Below are 15327 nucleotides of genomic sequence, written 5' to 3'. Positions count from 1 at the left end.
GCAACCCCAAAGTCCCACTTATCTCAATAATCAGACTCGGATTAGCGACGAGATTGGGAAGCCCTTTTGAAGCCTGCTAGAGATACCATTGTCGCTCTTGAAAAAAATCGAACTCGCATTCGATTTCAGACATCATCGCATAAGCCACTGCTCTGCAATGTAGTTCAGCTGTCGACGCCATGGGAGTTTCAGTAAAAAGGTCGCCGATGTCAGCAAATCTTCTTGTGCGCTTGAAGGGATTTATGAAATCCATCCTCCATCATGCGCAAAAGGCTTTTGAGTTCCGGCTCCCGCACAAGAGCTGCCGCCTCATATGGCCGATACCAAGCGATTGATCGCTGGTCCTTTTCCGGAAATTCAGCATAGACCCCCGAGACTTCAAGAAGATGGACCTGCACAAGCGATGGTATCCTTTCGCCGGAATCCAACAGCTTGAGATAGGTATAGTAACCAAAAGGCTTCTTCTTCGCCTTTCCCTTGATGCCTGCTTCCTCCCAGGCCTCCCGCTCGGCAACCTGATGCGCAAGCTTTTTGTCCATCGGCCATCCTTTGGGGATGACCCATCTGCCGCTGTCGCGTGACGTAATCAGCAGGACTTCGATGCTATCGCCTGAAGGCTGTCTCCGATAGCAGAGCGCGGCATATTGCTCGATCGTTCGCCCGCTGAAAAGCTTCGCGGCCTCGCTCGCCAATTGCCCCAGATATGTTCTGCTCTTCTTCCCAGACATTGGTTCCCATGACACCGATTATGCGGTTTCGTCATCCCGCGCGGCAACAATACGCCCTGTATCCACAGGCAAGGCTCATCCTCCCCGCACCGAGCCACGCCAGACCAAATCAGCATGCAGTTTCAACGATTGGCCATCGGGCGCATCCTTTCGTCCGTCCACGAGCCATGTGACGGCTTCACGCGCGATCGTGTCGACCGGCTGCGCAAATGTCGTCAGATGGTATGACGTCCACGATGCCTGCTCGATGTCGTCGAAGCCGACGATACAAAGCTGATCCGGGATCGACAGAGAAAACTGGTGGCGCGCTGCGTCCATGAACCCGCATGCGAGCAGATCGGTCGCGCAAAATACCGCGTCGGGTCTTTCCTTCCTGGTCAGCATCCGCTGTGCGACGACCTTCCCGGCCTCATATCCCGTCCAACCATGGCGCTCTACGATCACATCAAGACCATGTGCTTTGGCCGCCGCTATGAAGCCCGTCTCCCGGGCCATCAAACTGGGCGTACCCGCTTCGGAATTGGCAAATGCAAGCCGGGTGCAGCCGGCGCGGACAAAGGCCGTCACCACGCGTCCTGCCGCCTCATGGTCATCGAGATTGATGCGCAGCGGCCCCGGCTGATCATCGTCGCGGTTGATCAGAACCAACCGCTGACCATTGCGCAAACAAAGCTGAGTGATGGATTTGTCCGGCAGGCCGGACAGGATAATCGAGGCATCGGCCCGATACCGTATGGCCTGATGCAGTGCGCGATCGACACCGCCATCGGAACGGTCAGTATTGACGAGCATGGCAACCTTGCCGGCGGCCTGCAACTGTAGCGTCAATTCGCGCAGGAGGGCGGAGCGATAGGGCGTAGCGACATCTGAAACGATGAGACAGACGATACCGCTTTCATTGCGCATCAAACCGCGTGCAAGTTGGTTGACGTGATAGCCGAGCTCTTCGGCGGCCTCCATCACCTTCTGCCGGGTCTTTTCCGAAACACTCGCCCCCGGAGTAAAGGTACGGGAGACGGCCGAGCGCGAAACGCCCGCTTTCCTGGCGACCTCATCGGCGCTTACAAAGACCTTATCCGACACAAGCTGTCCTCAACATATCGATCGCAATTGTGCACGATTTGCAATCGCGTGCAAGTTTTGTGAGTCATCATATGTGACAGTTTTATGACATTAGTGGTTGACACGGATAACTAGCTCGTGCAGCATTTGCACACGCTTGCAAAAGCGGATGGCGTGGAGGCGCCGTCGTCACCAGGAGGACATTATGCGATCGGTTAAATTGGCCGCGGCACTGCTTGCCGCGGGGGTATCTTTTGCTGCCTATTCCGCTCATGCCGCAGGCGATCTCAACGTCATCTGCTCTGCTGATCCCGAGGTCTGCGATCTGATGAAGGGATTGTTCGAGAAACAGTCCGACATCAAGGTCAACATGGTCCGCCTCTCGGCAGGCGAGACCTATGCGAAGATCCGCGCCGAGGCGCGCAATCCGAAGACAGATATCTGGTGGGCCGGTACGGGCGACCCTCACCTGCAGGCCGCGACCGAAGGCCTGACCCAGGAGTATAAATCGCCACTCTTCGACCAGCTTCAGGACTGGGCGAAGAAGCAGGCCGAAAGTGCGAATTACCGGACAGTCGGCGTCTACGCCGGCGCACTCGGCTGGGGCTACAATACCGCGATCTTGCAGAAGAAGGGCCTGAAGGAGCCGAAGTGCTGGGCCGACCTGCTCGACCCCTCCTACAAGGGCGAGATCCAGATCGCCAATCCGAACTCCTCGGGCACGTCCTATAATACGCTGGCAACGCTGGTGCAGATCATGGGCGAAGACAAGGCCTTCGATTATCTGGCAAAACTCAACGCCAACATCTCGCAATACACCAAGTCGGGCTCGGCACCTGTTAAGGCAGCCGCGCGCGGTGAAGCGACGATCGGCGTCGTCTTCATGCACGACGCCGTCGCACAGACGGTCGAGGGCTTCCCGATCAAGGCTGTCGCACCTTGCGAAGGCACCGGCTACGAGATCGGCTCGATGTCGATCATCAAGGGTGCCAGAAACCTTGAGAACGCCAAGAAATGGTACGACTGGGCGCTCAGCGCCGATGCGCAGTCGCACATGAAGGACGCAAAGTCCTACCAGCTGCCATCGAACAAATCGGCGGCAATTCCGAAGGAGGCGCCGAAGTTCGAGGACATCAAGCTCATCGATTACGACTTCAAGAAGTATGGCGACCCCACGGTTCGCAAGGCTCTTCTTGGACGTTGGGACAAGGAAATCGCCGCAAAGGCGAATTGACGCCCTGTTTCGACCATTTGCGCGGCCGGAGCGAAACTCCTCCGGCCGGCGTCAATTCCAACGGATAGAGAACGGGACGCGGAATCCAACCATGACCAAAAGCAATCGCCCGCTGGATATCGTGCTTCTCCTCGGCATAGCCGCCCTGATACTACTCCCATGGTATCGGATAGAAGGCGGCTTCTTCGGCTTTGGCTGGCTTTCCAGTTTTCCGGGCGACCCCTCCACAGCACCCGGACTATTGGAAATCGTCCAGCACGGTCGGTGGTGGCTCGCAGCAGCCGTTGTGCTGCTTCTGCTTGGCGGCGTCGCGCGCTTCCTGTCCAATCCGATGCACCGCGGTGCGCTGCTTGCCTGGGCGGGGGGCCTCGGTATTTTCTTTCTGACGCTGCAGGGCCTTGCAATCGTCACCTCCGGCTGGAGCTGGACGATCAGTGAAACGCTGTTCGGCGCCCTTGCGGATGGGCAGCCGCCGATGGGCGCGGGCGCTGTCCTCACCGGCATCGTCTTCGTCCTGCTGCTCTCTTTTGGCCTTGCCGAACGCGGCGTCATGAAGGGCGATGCCTTCGTCGTCAGCGCGATTGCCATGCTGATCATCCTGGTCGCGATCTTCGTTTTCTACCCGGTCGGCAGCATGTTCGTCGGCGCCTTCCAGGCTTTCGATGGATCGTTCAACCCGGATGGCTTCATTACCAACATCCAGGATCCCTCGGTCTGGAGCTTAAGTTGTCTCGTCGTCGGCGACCGCTGCGGCGTCGCCTGGCGTACGCTCTGGCTCGCGATCATGACGGCCAGCGGCGCGACCCTGCTGGGTCTTTGCTTTGCGCTGGTCGCGACGCGGACCCGTTTTCCGTTCAAGAAGGGGCTTCGGCTCCTGACGATCCTTCCCATCATCACGCCGCCCTTCGTTGTTGGCCTTGCCCTTACCCTGCTTTTCGGGCGTGCCGGTGTCGTCACGCAAACCCTCGCCTCTGTCTTTGGAACGGAGCCTGGCCGTTGGCTCTACGGCCTGACCGGCATCTGGATCGCCCAGGTCCTGTCCTTCACTCCGATCTCCTTCCTTGTCCTGATCGGCGTCGTCGAAGGTGTCAGCCCGTCCATGGAGGAGGCATCGCAAACGCTCAGGGCCGATCGCTGGCGCACGTTCTGGCGCGTCTCCCTGCCCTTGATGAAGCCCGGCCTCGCAAACGCCTTCCTGATCGCCTTCATCGAAAGCATGGCCGACTTCGGCAATCCCATGGTTCTCGGTGGCAGCCATGGCGTGCTGTCGACGGAGATATTCTTCGCTGTCGTCGGCTCGCAGAACGATCCGTCGCGGGCAGCCGTCCTGGCCATGATCCTGCTGTTCTTCACCATGTCGGCCTTCATCGCCCAACGCTTCTGGCTGGCGGGCAAGAGCTTCGCAACAGTCACCGGCAAGGGCGATTCCGGTGCCCATATCGCCCTGCCTCGCGGCCTCTCCATCGCGGTCCATGCGATCGTCATCCCCTGGATGCTCTTCACCATCATCGTCTATACGATGATCCTCTTTGGCGGGTTCGTGCGGACCTGGGGTCTGGATAACAGCTTGACGATCCAGCACTACGTCAAGGCGTTCTCGATCGGCTGGCGCGATGACGGCGGTCTTGCCTGGACGGGCGTTGCCTGGAATTCCTTCTGGACGACGATGGAAATCGCCTTGATTTCCGCGCCGCTGACGGCAGCCGTCGGCCTGCTCACCGCCTATCTGATCGTCCGCCAGAAATTCGTCGGCCGCAATCTCTTCGAATTCGCGCTGATGATGAGCTTTGCCATCCCCGGCACCGTCATCGGCATCAGCTACATCATGGCCTTCAACCTGCCGCCGCTGGAGATGACGGGAACGGCGCTGATCCTGGTTGCCTGCTTCGTGTTCCGGAACATGCCCGTCGGCGTGCGCGGTGGCGTCGCGGCCATGAGCCAACTCGACAAAAGCCTGGATGAAGCGTCGCTGACGCTTGGCGCGGACAGCTTCCGGACGATCCGGAAGGTGATCCTGCCGCTGTTGCGGCCGGCGATCACCGCTGCGCTGGTCTATTCATTCGTGCGCGCGATTACCTCGATCAGCGCGGTCATCTTCCTGGTCAGCGCGCAATACAACATGTCGACCGCCTATATCGTGGGCCTTGTCGAAAACGGCGAATACGGCGTTGCCATCGCCTACTCCTCCGCGCTCATCGTCGTGATGATCGTCATTATCGCAAGCTTCCAGCTTCTGGTCGGCGAACGGCGTCTGCGGCGCGAGAACCGCGTCGCGACCACATCGTCCGCACCTATCCGTCAGGAGAAAACCGCATGAACATGAACTCCCCCGGTTCCGTCGTCTTTGAGAACGTCGCCAAGACTTTCGGGGCATTCACCGCCATACCGGACCTATCCCTGACCATCGAGCCGGGTACTCTCGTGACGCTGCTCGGTCCTTCGGGTTGCGGCAAGACGACGACGCTACGCATGCTCGCAGGGCTCGAACATCCCTCCGCCGGCCGCATCCTGATCGGCGGCAAGGATGTGACGATGTTGCCGGCCAACGAGCGCGATGTGTCGATGGTCTTTCAGTCCTACGCGCTCTTTCCGCATATGACGGCGTTGGACAATGTCGCCTACGGGCTGGAATCCTCCGGGATCAAACGCAAGGAGGCCCGCGAGCGGGCTGAAGACGGGCTCAAGCTCGTGGGCCTGGCCGGAATGGGGCAGCGCCTTCCCGCCGAGCTATCCGGCGGCCAGCAGCAGCGCGTCGCGGTCGCTCGCGCGCTTGTGCTGGAACCGCAGGTGCTGCTTCTCGACGAGCCGCTCTCCAACCTTGACGCCCGCCTGCGCCGGCGCGTCCGCACCGAGATCCGCGAGTTGCAGCAACGCCTCGGCTTCACCGCGGTCTACGTTACCCATGATCAGGACGAGGCTCTCGCCGTTTCCGATCGCATCATCATCATGAAGGAAGGCAAGATTGCCCAGCAAGGTACGCCGCGGGAACTGTATGACACGCCGGCATCCGCCTTCATCGCGGACTTCATGGGTGAAGCCAATGTCGTGCCCTGCGACATCATCGGCATAGAAGACGGCCGCGCCACCATCAATATCGAGGGCCTGGAGCATCGCGTGCCCGGCCGCAATCTGCGCATGGGGCCGGCGCAACTGGCGATCCGCCCCAATGCCGTAACCCTGGCTCCCTACGCACCGGAAAGCTCGTTTAACGGCCGGATCACCCATGCCGCCTATCTCGGCGACCATGTGGAATATGAAGTCAAAATCAACAGCGGCACGCTCTTCGTTGTCGATCCCGCGGTGGAGACACCGTTTGAGCCTTCGACCGACGTTGCAATCCGCTTCAAGGATCGCGGGATCGCCATCATCGGCGGTTGAAAGCTGCCATTTCTAAAGAGGAACTTGCATGACAGAGCATGTTGTCGCCGGCCTGGAAGCGCGTCTTGCGCGGGCAAAAGAGGTTGGACGTGAAGCGGGAGCGCTGGCGATCGATTATTTCAACCGCCGCGAAACGCTGATCATCGAAACCAAGCGTGACCTGCAGGATGTGGTGTCGATCGCCGACCGGGATGTCGAAAACCTCATTCGCAACCGGTTTCACGAGACCTATCCGAATGACGGCATCCTGGGCGAGGAATATGGGTTGGAGACCGGTACGTCCGGCTTTACCTGGGTCATCGATCCCATCGATGGGACAAGTCCCTTCGTCAATGGCATGCCGAACTGGTGCGTTTCCATCGCATTGCTGCATGACGGTGTCCCCGTCATCGGCGTCATCTCCGCGCCGTGCCACAATGAACTCTATGCCGCCGCACTTAGCATGGGCGCGACCCTGAACGGCAAGACGCTCACGCTGGACGCCGCTCGCAACATTCGCAACGCTGTAACAGGCATTGGCGCCAACAACTACGTCACCCCGGCTTTTGTAGGTAAAATGGTCGAAAACTTGCTGGAAGCGGGCGGCAATTTCATCCGCAACGGTTCCGGCGCCCTGATGCTGGCCTATGTCGCCGCCGGCCGTCTCGTCGGCTACTACGAGCCCTATATGCACGCCTGGGATTGCATGGCCGGATACTGCCTCGTCAAGGAGGCCGGCGGCTGGTATCACCCCTTCCCGACCGAAGGCGAAAGATTGACCAAGGGGTCGGTCGTCCTGGCCGCAGCACCCGGCGCGATCGATGATCTGCGCCGGATTGCCGGTCTATGAAAACTATCATTCCGCGGTGGTTTTAAGGAGCGGCTTTCTCAGACGTTCCGGCTGCTCAATGCCAACTGCAAACGCAAAGGCAGGCGGGCGTTCCTTCAGCAGTAGAATCATGGAGGAAAATTCACGTCGATTGACAAGTTGCTCGACCGCATGAAAAAACGCCTACAACCAAAGATAACTGACCGATGGTCTCTGCTGACAGGTTATGAAAATGGCGTCTTACGTTTCTCCAGCAAGCGCGTCACATTTGGCCGAAAGCTGGCGCTGGACAGGACATCAATCCACATCGGACGCCGATCCTAGCCGCTGACGACCATTGCGGATTTTCATTTCATCGACGGTACCGACAATGGCGATGATTATCGCAAGCTGAAGATCCGGACACTGCGCAAGGAATATACGATCGACGAACGCAAGATCATCAATCCGCAGGTCGTTGCGGGCCTGTTCCAGCAACTGGCGGATGGCATCTAACGCATTATCAGAGAAAGCGTCCGCATGAGCAACGACATCGGTGATGAAATGCAGGACGCTTTCGTCGTCGAAGATTTTGACACGATAAAGAAGCTTATTCTCGCAGGTTCCAGCCCAAACTCCGCAGATAGGAGAGACGGAAGTCCAATCATCCTACGCGCGGCGGTTACACGCGATCTTGATATGATAAACTTCCTGATTGGTCAGCAGGCAGACGTGGATAGCCGTGGTCCAAAAGGTTTGACGGCACTTCATGCCGCTGCACTGTATGGTTTCGTGGAAATCCTGCAGAGACTGATAGAAGCTGGTTCCGATACGAATGCCAAAGACGCTGAGGGCGCAACCCCATTTGCCTTTGCCCTCGCCAGTAAAGATCAAGGCGCAACGATTGAGATGGCGAAAATACTGATCGCCCACGGCACTGATAAAAGCGTAAAGAACAGCCAAGGTCGGATATTGCTGGATGTCTACAAAGAGATTACCGGCAAAACATATGACGGTATATAAATACCGTAAACTCTGACTCGAAAGCGAGGCTAGCCCCAGGCAACGCCCCCTACGAATCATCCACGAAATCGCCCGCTGCTCTTGCATAACGGACTTCCATGCCTAGTTTTCTATGCGGTTGCGGATGCTGTCTGCGCTTTCGTCTCAAAACGAAGGAGCTCAGAGAACGCCGATTGTGTTCCTTCGATCGGCGACGATAGAACAGCTTCCTTGCTGACATGCATGTAAAGAAAAAGCTTCTGGGGAGGGAGCAGCATCGTGATCCTGTTTGGGCGAAAAGCATGCGAAATTAAACAGCAACTCCGTCCCGCATCCACTGTCATTCCCTACAACGGAGTCCCCCTCTTATGCCTAGATTTCTGGGATTTCCGATCCATTAACCAATGGTTAACCATAATAGCGCTTATCTCAATTCTGATGAAGGCCCTGTTCAAATCCATCGGGTAACTTTCCCGCCAATATGACGATAGACGACGACCGCGATTACAAAGATGCACCTATTCAAAATAATAGCGCTGCTGACGTTGGCCGGTCTGGCGACCAGTTGCACAACGACGGGCGGCGTACGGCAATCGACGGGTCCGGAAACGGTTGCTAACGAAAAAGCGCTGGCATTTCCGCCGCCAGGCGGTCCCGCCATCGTCAATGTGATCGAGCGGAAGCACAAGGACGATGTGGAGCAGACGATTTCGCTTGCCACGTCCTCGTCGGTGGTCGGCCAGAATTTTCTGAAAATACAGTTCCTTGGCGTATCCGGAGGCAGCCCTGGGCTGGGCAGCACGCCTTACAAAGCTGTCAGCGAAAATGCGATAGCGCGCGAACTGGCGGCGGCGACACCGGGCGTCAGGCTCGCCCGCTCGGCGACCTTTGTGCAGAATACCTATGGTCCGTTCGGTTATGCTTCCGGTCAAAGCCGCGCTGGCGATACCTGCCTCTACGCCTGGCAGCAAATTCGGGCCGGTCACTCCACGCAAGCACAATTGCAAAACTTCAGCATGGTTCAGGTTCGGGTCCGACTATGCGACGCCCACGCAAGCGAGCGTCAGCTTCTGAGTACAGTCTATGGCTATACAATTGCCGGGGGATTTGTGAACGAAGCACTCAATCCATACGGAACGGTGCGCGGAGCCGACGCGGTGCTTGTTCGCCCCGGAGATCCCGTCTATCCGGACACAAGCGGCTATCGCAGCAACGCGACGCCGATCGGTTATGAAGCCGCCCCTCCTGCTGTGCGTACCGTGGTCGTGCGCCGCCAGGTCGTCGCCTCACCGCCAGCCTTACCAGCCGCGACCCTCCCGCAGGCAATTGGGCCACGAGTGCCATTCCCGGGGGAACAATACGGCCAGGGCCAGGCGAACGCGGTCCCAATGCCGACAACGACAACAGGACAAGCTCAGCCAGCAGCGACACAAACCTATAGCACGATCGTACCCTCACCGGATTGTATCGGTGCAGTGGCCAACGCTGCCTGTATGAAATAGATTTTTTAATCATTTGGAGCGCCAGGATGGCGTTCGGCGAATACCTTTTGAAGGAACACCGATGCAGACAGCACGAAGCATCTTGATATGGGCTGCCGTTTCCCTATGCGGCATCGTGCTGATCACATTGCCGGTCAACCTGCAAACCCAACTGATTGCCAGCGTCTTTGCCGTCACCTTCATGGCCGTGATCAAAGTCCTGAAGCGCCAGGGCACCTGGCGGCTGGTTGCGCTCGCCTTAGGCACTTCGATCGTGCTCCGCTATGTCTATTGGCGCACGACCAGCACCCTGCCGCCGGTCAACCAGCCCGAAAACTTCATCCCCGGCCTGCTGCTTTATCTTGCGGAAATGTACAACGTGGCGATGCTGATGCTCAGCTTGTTCATCGTTGCAACGCCCCTACCTTCACGCCCCGCCCGCGCAGCAAGGGTACAGCAGTTTCCTTCCGTCGACGTTTTCGTCCCGTCCTACAATGAAGACATCAACCTTCTGGCCAATACATTGGCGTCCGCCAAGGCGATGGACTATCCGGCCGACAAGCTCACAGTCTGGTTGCTCGACGATGGCGGCACATTACAGAAACGCAACTCCACCAAGGTCCTGGAATCGCAGGCGGCAATTGCGCGTCATAACGAGCTCCAGCAGCTTTGCCAGGAGCTCGATGTCAAATATCTGACGCGCGAGCGCAACGAGCATGCCAAGGCCGGAAACCTCAACAACGGCCTTCAGCATTCGAACGGCGACCTGATTGCCGTCTTCGACGCCGACCACGCGCCGGCTCGCGATTTTCTGCTCGAAACCGTCGGTTATTTTGAAGACGACCCGAAGCTCTTTCTCGTCCAGACGCCGCATTTCTTCATCAATCCGGACCCGCTTGAGCGCAATCTGCGAACCTTCGACAACATGCCGAGCGAGAATGAGATGTTTTACGGCATCATTCAGCGCGGCCTGGACAAATGGAATGCGGCCTTCTTTTGCGGTTCAGCGGCGGTGTTGAGCCGCAAGGCGCTTGAGTCCCAAAGCGGCTTCAGCGGCATCAGCATCACCGAGGATTGCGAGACCGCACTTGCGCTGCATGGCGCCGGCTGGAACAGCATCTATGTCGACAAGCCGCTCATTGCCGGTTTGCAACCCGCGACTTTCGCAAGCTTCATCGGCCAGCGCAGTCGCTGGGCGCAAGGCATGATGCAAATCCTGCGTTTTCGCTTCCCGCTGCTGAAGCGAGGCCTCACCCTGCCGCAGCGTCTTTGCTACATGTCCTCGACGCTGTTCTGGCTTTTCCCCTTTCCACGCGCCATCTTTCTGTTTGCCCCTCTCTGCTACCTGTTCTTCGATCTGGAGATCTTTACCGCGTCTGGCAGCGAATTCCTCGCCTACACACTTGCCTACATGCTCGTGAACCTGATGATGCAGAACTATCTCTACGGATCCTTCCGCTGGCCGTGGATTTCAGAACTCTACGAATATGTGCAGATGGTGCATTTGCTGCCTGCCGTCATCTCCGTCATCTTCAATCCGCGAAAACCCACCTTCAAGGTCACGGCCAAGGATGAATCGATTGCGGTCAGCCGCCTTTCCGAGATCAGCCGTCCCTTCTTCGTCATTTTTGCGGTACAGGTCATCGCGCTTGCGATCACGATATATCGCATCTATGCCGAGCCCTATAAGGCCGATGTGACACTTGTCGTCGGTGCCTGGAACCTCATCAACCTGATCCTGGCCGGTTGCGCATTGGGCGTTGTGTCGGAACGTGGCGAACGATCCTCCTCCCGTCGCATCAGGGTCGACCGTCGCAGCGAACTTGGCGTCAACGGCAAGTGGCATTCCGCCTCAATCGAGGACGTTTCAGTCCATGGTGCGCGGCTGAATGTATTCAACAAGGAGCTTGATGCGTTGGTTGTCAGTGCGGAGGCGACACTCCGCTTCCACCCCTATGGCGGTGGCGAGGTGCAAACGTTGCCGGTCGTGGTGCGCAATATCCATCCGTCCGGCGACATCACGACGATCGGTTGCCAGTATGTGCCCAAAGGCGCATCAGATCACCGTTTGATCGCGGATCTGGTATTTGCAAATTCCGATCAATGGACGCAATTCCAAAAGGGCCGCCGCCGCAATCCCGGCATTATCCGCGGGACGATCTGGTTCCTGGGATTGTCGCTCTACCAGACGAGCCGCGGCCTGCTTTATTTCTTCCGCAGCATGCGTCCGGAGCGCGAGGCAGAGCAACAAAAGGCAAAGGCAGGTAACAGATGAAAGCGATCCTTTCAGCTGTCATTTTGGTGATTGGTGCCGCCACGCTCGCTTCCGCGCAGACCCTGCCTTTCGACATGTCGCGAGAGCGGCCGCAAACATCGGCGCCGACCGTGCCGCAGGCAGTCCTGCCGGCGCCGGCGCAAAACACACCCGCGCTTAGTACGGCAGCTGCGACAACCGCCAACAGCAGTTTCCAGCGATATGTCGTACCCTTCGCAAAATTTCGGCTGGAAGGCGAATATGATCGAAAGTCATGGTCGATCTATCTTACCCCCGAACAGGCGGCGGCGGCGGCTAAATTCAATTTCGCCTATCAAAATGCTGTGGTCGTCGCGCCCGAAGCGTCACAACTGACAATCTTTCTCAACAACCGCCCGATCGGCCAGCAGCAAATCGGATCATCGGACAATCCGTCGACGGTCAGCTTCGACGTTCCACGCGGTCTGTTGCAACCGGGAGCCAACCTGGTGTCGTTCGAAGCGACGCAGCGTCATCGCACCGACTGCAATATTCAATCGACCTATGAACTCTGGTCCGATATCGATCCCGCCAGGACCTATTTGAGTTTTACCGAAGAGAATTCGCAAAAGCTGTCGGGCACGGACGCCATCCGCGCCATCGGCGTCGATGGCGCTGGCAAGACGGAATTCAATCTTGTGGTACCGGCGTTGGCCCAGCCCGGCACCACAAAGCCCCTGCTCAGGCTGGCACAAGGTCTTTCGGTACTCAGCGGAATGCCGAATGAGACCTTCTCCTTCAGCACGGATTCATTGCCGCCGCCAGGCCCCGGAAAGATGACTGTCGTCGTCGGTACGCCCGCCGAACTGCAACCGTTATTTCCAACGCCCGCCGCCGCGCAAAATGCGGCCCTTGCAACCTTCGTGCGGGATCCACGCACCGGTTCGACAGTCCTTCTCATCAGCGGGCCGTCGTGGCAGTCGGTCGCGGCTGCGATCGATATCGTCGTGTCACCGACCGACCGGGATCCAGGCATCCGCCGCGACTTGCTGGTGACCCAGCGATGGTCTGCTCCGGATGCGCCGTTGATCTTGTCGGACACGAACCTTTCATTCTCGCAATTGGGCATAGAGACGACGGAATTTTCAGGTCGCCGTTTCCATACGAGTTTCAATGTGGCGATCCCGGCGGACTTCTATGCCAATGCTTACGGAGAGGCTACTATCTATCTCGATGCAGCCTATGCCAAGAATGTGCGACCCGGCAGTCATATCGATGTCTATGTCAACGGCAGCATTGCCACGACCAAGCCGATTACCTCGCCTGGCGGCGGTATTTTCCGGAAGCTGCCCATTCGCGTGACGATGCGTCACTTCAAGCCTGGCCTCAACACGGTAACATTGGAAGCCATGCTGCTGACCAATGACGACGACGTCTGCACGCCCGGCACGACGGCAGACAAAACAGCGCGTTTCGCGCTGTTCGACACAAGTACGTTTCAGATTCCGGATTTCGCCAGGGTCGCCCAGCGTCCGAATCTCGCGGCTTTCGCCGGCACGGGTTATCCCTATGGCCGCAGCAGTACCTCCACCGCATTGTTCATCGACCGAACCGACACCGATACCCTGTCCGCAACGGCAACGCTGTTGGGCCAGATGGCAATCGTCGCGGGACATCCAATCGCGGTCGACCTTATCGCATCACCGGGCAGCGCCGGGGACCGCAACGCGATCTTTATCGGTCCCATCTCGCAAATACCGGTCACGACATTATCGCAAATGAACATCGCGGCAGCGAGCCAGGCATCCTGGCGTCCTCCCCTGCCCGGACAAGTGGCCCAGCAGGAGAGTGCTGCCACCGTCGACGAATGGCGTTCGCGAATTGGAGGCGGCCTGTTGCAGCTGCAGCTCCAGTCGTTCCAGGACTGGATGCATCGCAATTTCGACATCTCCTGGAGCTCGCTGCAGTTCATTCCAGGGGCCGAGCAGATCTTCACACCTTCGAATCTCAACAGCTTCATGATTGCCCAGGGGGAAGGCGCGACGGCAAACTCCACATGGACGATCGTGGCGGCGCCCTCGGCAAAGGATCTGCGCGCAGGCGCCAACGCCATCACCTCGCTGGGCGAATGGTCGCAGATTGCCGGTCATGTTACCGTTTATTCCGCCAAGACCGGAAAGATCGATACCGTGCCCGTAAGCCGTTTCGATTTTGTGACGACGCAACCCTGGTCGTTTACCAACTATCGTCTGATCGCCGCGAACTGGCTTTCCAGCAATATCCTGTCCTATGCGCTGCTGCTGATTGCGTCCTCATTGCTGATCGGCATAACGACGGCGGGCATTCTCGCAAAGATCGGCAGGCGCGGATGAAGCGCTGGCGCATCATGGCCGCTTTAAGCAGCATCGTTTTCTTGGCGATGAGCGAACCGCTTGCGGCTCAACATGCCGCAATCGATCCACAGGCCTGGGAGGCCTACAAAGCAAAATTCCTCGACGCAAGTGGCCGGATTGTCGACAATGGAAACGGCAACATCAGCCATAGCGAAGGGCAAGGCTACGGCCTGTTGCTCGCCTACCTTTCAAACAGTCCGGCCGACTTCGAACAGATCTGGTATTTCACGCGAACGGAGCTGCTCCTGCGCGACGATGGTCTTGCGGCTTGGAAATGGGACCCTGCGACGACACCTCACATCGCTGACACCAACAATGCGTCCGACGGTGACATACTGATCGCCTATGCATTGGCGCTGGCGGGATCGGCCTGGAGCAAAAAGGATTATCTGAGCGAGGCATCGCATATGGCGCAGGCGCTGCTTTCCCATGCCGTCGTCCAGCTCGGGGGCCGGACTGTCCTCCTTCCTGGCGCCGAAGGCTTTGGAGCCACCGATCGTGACGACGGCCCGGTGATCAACCCGTCATACTGGGTTTATGAGGCGCTCCCCGTCATGGCGGTCCTGGCGCCTTCCGACAATTGGCAAAAGCTGAAGGACGACGGTCTCTCGCTACTGCGGTCAATGCAGTTCGGACCACGAAAGCTGCCGGCGGACTGGGTGAGCCTGCATGCCAAGCCAAGCCCGGCGGAAGGTTTTGACGCAGAATTCGGTTACAATGCCATCCGCATCCCGCTTTATCTCGTGCGCGCGGGTATAACGGACAAGGCGCTGCTGACACGATTGCAAGCGGGCATAACCGGCGACGGCGATGCCCCGGCCATAATCGACCTTGCGACTGGCAGATCGAAGCAGCCGCTGACGGAGCCCGGTTATCGAATTGTTAACGATGTTGTGGCGTGTGTGACGAGTGGGACGAAATTACCCGCGTCGGTTCGCCAATTCGCACCGTCCCTCTATTACCCGTCGACCCTACAATTGCTGGGCCTGGCTTTCATCGAGGAGAAGCATCCGGAGTGTTTATAAAATC

General features: G+C 58.2%; 12 protein-coding genes and 1 pseudogene. 9 read left to right on the top strand and 4 right to left on the bottom strand.

Annotation, left to right across the window (positions count from 1 at the left end; all coding sequences use genetic code 11):
- Positions 1-209 precede the first annotated feature (209 nt).
- Both RRH01S_RS14505 and RRH01S_RS14500 read right to left on the bottom strand, forming a co-directional pair.
- Positions 210-728, bottom strand: a complete 519-nt coding sequence (locus RRH01S_RS14505; protein ID WP_034515688.1) for an NUDIX hydrolase — start codon at positions 726-728, stop codon at positions 210-212.
- Positions 729-803: 75 nt separating this feature from the next.
- Positions 804-1811 carry a LacI family DNA-binding transcriptional regulator gene (locus RRH01S_RS14500; protein ID WP_034515690.1) on the bottom strand — a complete coding sequence of 336 codons (1008 nt, stop codon included), beginning with the start codon at positions 1809-1811 and terminating at the stop codon, positions 804-806.
- Between the two features lie 184 nt (positions 1812-1995).
- Between RRH01S_RS14500 and RRH01S_RS14495 the strand changes: the two genes are divergently transcribed.
- From RRH01S_RS14495 to RRH01S_RS14480, 4 genes are all read left to right on the top strand, one after another.
- A complete protein-coding gene (locus RRH01S_RS14495; RefSeq protein ID WP_042472320.1) occupies positions 1996-3024 on the top strand; it encodes an ABC transporter substrate-binding protein in 1029 nt (342 codons plus the stop codon).
- 91 nt (positions 3025-3115) lie between these two features.
- Positions 3116-5341: an ABC transporter permease gene (locus RRH01S_RS14490; protein WP_034515694.1), complete on the top strand. Its 2226-nt coding sequence runs from the start codon at positions 3116-3118 to the stop codon at positions 5339-5341.
- Positions 5338-6402: an ABC transporter ATP-binding protein gene (locus RRH01S_RS14485; RefSeq protein ID WP_034515696.1), complete on the top strand. Its 1065-nt coding sequence runs from the start codon at positions 5338-5340 to the stop codon at positions 6400-6402. Before RRH01S_RS14490 ends, RRH01S_RS14485 begins: the two co-directional genes overlap by 4 nt.
- 28 nt (positions 6403-6430) lie before the next feature.
- A complete protein-coding gene (locus RRH01S_RS14480) occupies positions 6431-7231 on the top strand; it encodes an inositol monophosphatase family protein (protein WP_034515697.1) in 801 nt (266 codons plus the stop codon).
- Between the two features lie 276 nt (positions 7232-7507).
- Here the strand turns inward: RRH01S_RS14480 and RRH01S_RS14475 are convergent, their stop codons facing one another.
- Positions 7508-7687: a hypothetical protein gene (locus RRH01S_RS14475; protein WP_041723653.1), complete on the bottom strand. Its 180-nt coding sequence runs from the start codon at positions 7685-7687 to the stop codon at positions 7508-7510.
- Positions 7688-7729: 42 nt separating this feature from the next.
- On the opposite strand from RRH01S_RS14475, the gene RRH01S_RS14470 reads away from it, so the two are divergent.
- Complete coding sequence (locus RRH01S_RS14470; RefSeq protein ID WP_042472316.1) at positions 7730-8212, top strand: ankyrin repeat domain-containing protein; 483 nt, start codon at positions 7730-7732, stop codon at positions 8210-8212.
- A gap of 134 nt (positions 8213-8346) precedes the next feature.
- Here the strand turns inward: RRH01S_RS14470 and RRH01S_RS33465 are convergent.
- Positions 8347-8469, bottom strand: a pseudogene (locus RRH01S_RS33465) (Fic/DOC family N-terminal domain-containing protein); the annotation flags it as partial.
- Between the two features lie 234 nt (positions 8470-8703).
- On the opposite strand from RRH01S_RS33465, the gene bcsN reads away from it, so the two are divergent.
- The 4 genes from bcsN to RRH01S_RS14445 all read left to right on the top strand — a co-directional run bounded on the left by bcsN (position 8704) and on the right by RRH01S_RS14445 (position 15323).
- Positions 8704-9693 (top strand): cellulose biosynthesis protein BcsN, encoded by a 990-nt coding sequence (gene bcsN / locus RRH01S_RS14460; RefSeq protein WP_015918143.1) that lies wholly within the window; start codon positions 8704-8706, stop codon positions 9691-9693.
- Positions 9694-9754: 61 nt separating this feature from the next.
- On the top strand, positions 9755-11947 hold the full coding sequence (bcsA, locus tag RRH01S_RS14455) for a UDP-forming cellulose synthase catalytic subunit (protein WP_007694761.1): 2193 nt from the start codon (positions 9755-9757) through the stop codon (positions 11945-11947).
- Positions 11944-14277, top strand: a complete 2334-nt coding sequence (locus tag RRH01S_RS14450; RefSeq protein ID WP_042472311.1) for a cellulose biosynthesis cyclic di-GMP-binding regulatory protein BcsB — start codon at positions 11944-11946, stop codon at positions 14275-14277. The genes bcsA and RRH01S_RS14450 overlap by 4 nt, the downstream gene beginning before the upstream one ends.
- A complete protein-coding gene (locus RRH01S_RS14445) occupies positions 14274-15323 on the top strand; it encodes a family 8 glycosyl hydrolase (RefSeq protein ID WP_042472309.1) in 1050 nt (349 codons plus the stop codon). Before RRH01S_RS14450 ends, RRH01S_RS14445 begins: the two co-directional genes overlap by 4 nt.
- Positions 15324-15327 lie beyond the last annotated feature (4 nt).

This window comes from Rhizobium rhizogenes NBRC 13257 (assembly GCF_000696095.1).
In the GTDB taxonomy this organism is placed as follows: Bacteria; Pseudomonadota; Alphaproteobacteria; order Rhizobiales; family Rhizobiaceae; genus Rhizobium; species Rhizobium rhizogenes.
Note: the sequence above shows the minus strand (reverse complement) of the source record. Positions and strands in the feature narration are given on the sequence as shown.

Bases quoted from the DNA above. Each gene is read 5' to 3' on its own strand.
- bcsN (WP_015918143.1), top strand. From the start codon at position 8,704: ATGCACCTATTCAAAATAATAGCGCTGCTGACGTTGGCCGGTCTGGCG.
- RRH01S_RS14480 (WP_034515697.1), top strand. From the start codon at position 6,431: ATGACAGAGCATGTTGTCGCCGGCCTGGAAGCGCGTCTTGCGCGGGCA.
- RRH01S_RS14470 (WP_042472316.1), top strand. From the start codon at position 7,730: ATGAGCAACGACATCGGTGATGAAATGCAGGACGCTTTCGTCGTCGAA.
- RRH01S_RS14490 (WP_034515694.1), top strand. From the start codon at position 3,116: ATGACCAAAAGCAATCGCCCGCTGGATATCGTGCTTCTCCTCGGCATA.
- RRH01S_RS14495 (WP_042472320.1), top strand. From the start codon at position 1,996: ATGCGATCGGTTAAATTGGCCGCGGCACTGCTTGCCGCGGGGGTATCT.
- RRH01S_RS14445 (WP_042472309.1), top strand. From the start codon at position 14,274: ATGAAGCGCTGGCGCATCATGGCCGCTTTAAGCAGCATCGTTTTCTTG.
- bcsA (WP_007694761.1), top strand. From the start codon at position 9,755: ATGCAGACAGCACGAAGCATCTTGATATGGGCTGCCGTTTCCCTATGC.
- RRH01S_RS14505 (WP_034515688.1), bottom strand. From the start codon at position 728: ATGTCTGGGAAGAAGAGCAGAACATATCTGGGGCAATTGGCGAGCGAG.
- RRH01S_RS14450 (WP_042472311.1), top strand. From the start codon at position 11,944: ATGAAAGCGATCCTTTCAGCTGTCATTTTGGTGATTGGTGCCGCCACG.
- RRH01S_RS14485 (WP_034515696.1), top strand. From the start codon at position 5,338: ATGAACATGAACTCCCCCGGTTCCGTCGTCTTTGAGAACGTCGCCAAG.